We start from the raw sequence: 1,115 nt of genomic DNA on the forward strand, positions 1-1,115 counted from the left end.
ATCCTGCTGGCGGCCGGCTTCCAGTTGATGAACCCGCGCTTTCTCACCGAGACCAACCTGTTGATCGTCACGCAGCAGTCGTCGATCAACATCGTGCTCGCGGCCGGCATGACCTTCGTCATCCTAACCGGCGGCATCGACCTGTCCGTCGGCTCCATTCTTGCCGCCTCGGCGATGGTGGCGGTGATGGTGTCGCTGGTGCCGGGGTGGGGCATGCTCGGCGTGCCGGCGGCCATTCTGGTCGGCCTCGGCTTCGGCGTCATCAACGGACTGCTCGTCGCCTACATCAAGCTGCCGCCCTTCATCGTCACGCTGGGTTCGCTTACAGCCGTGCGCGGCGTCGCCCGCCTGCTCGGCCAGGACACCACGGTGTTCAACTCGGACCTGCCGTTCGACTTCATCGGCAACGGTTCGCTGTTCGGCATCCCCTGGCTGGTCATCATCGCTCTGTCGGTCGTGGTGCTGTCCTGGCTGGTGCTCAAGCGCACCGTGCTCGGCACCTGGATCTATGCCGTCGGCGGCAATGCCGAGGCCGCGCGCCTCACCGGCATCAAGGTGCCGCTGGTGCTGCTCTTCGTCTATGGCGTTTCCGGCCTTCTGGCCGGCCTTGGCGGCGCCATGTCGGCGGCCCGGCTCTACGCGGCCAACGGGCTGCAGCTTGGGCAGTCCTACGAACTCGACGCCATTGCCGCAGTCATTCTCGGCGGTACTAGCTTTGTCGGCGGCGTCGGTTCGATCTGGGGCACGCTGATCGGCGGGCTGATCATCGCGGTGCTCTCCAATGGGCTCATCTTGGCCGGTGTTTCGGACATCTGGCAGTACATCATCAAGGGATTGGTCATCATCGTGGCGGTCGCCCTCGACCGCTACAGGCTCCAGGCAGGAGCAAGAACGTGATTGACCTTAGTCGCCGGCGTCAACGACCCGGTTTCATGTAACGCACCGTGAGAGGCGCGGGGCATCAGGAGGAAAACAATGAAGACCATCGCTAAACTGCTCTGCGGCGTTGCGCTTGCGGCCGTCGTCATCGCACCGGCTTCGGCCAAGGATCTGAACAAGGTCGGCATCTCGGTCGGCCTGCTCGGCAACCCGTTCTTCGTCGCCACCATCAAGGG

General features: G+C 64.1%; 2 protein-coding genes. Both read left to right on the plus strand.

Annotation, left to right across the window (positions count from 1 at the left end; all coding sequences use genetic code 11):
• Window positions 1-897 (plus strand): ribose ABC transporter permease (locus tag EOA86_RS35685; RefSeq protein WP_128345742.1); only part of this gene is annotated, 897 nt, incomplete at its 5' end.
• A 78-nt stretch (window positions 898-975) separates the two neighbouring features.
• The coding region (locus tag EOA86_RS35690; RefSeq protein WP_348633389.1) for a putative cross-wall-targeting lipoprotein signal domain-containing proteiin at window positions 976-1,115 on the plus strand (140 nt) is incomplete at its 3' end.

This window comes from Mesorhizobium sp. M5C.F.Ca.IN.020.32.2.1 (assembly GCF_004023105.1).
In the GTDB taxonomy this organism is placed as follows: Bacteria; Pseudomonadota; Alphaproteobacteria; order Rhizobiales; family Rhizobiaceae; genus Mesorhizobium; species Mesorhizobium wenxiniae.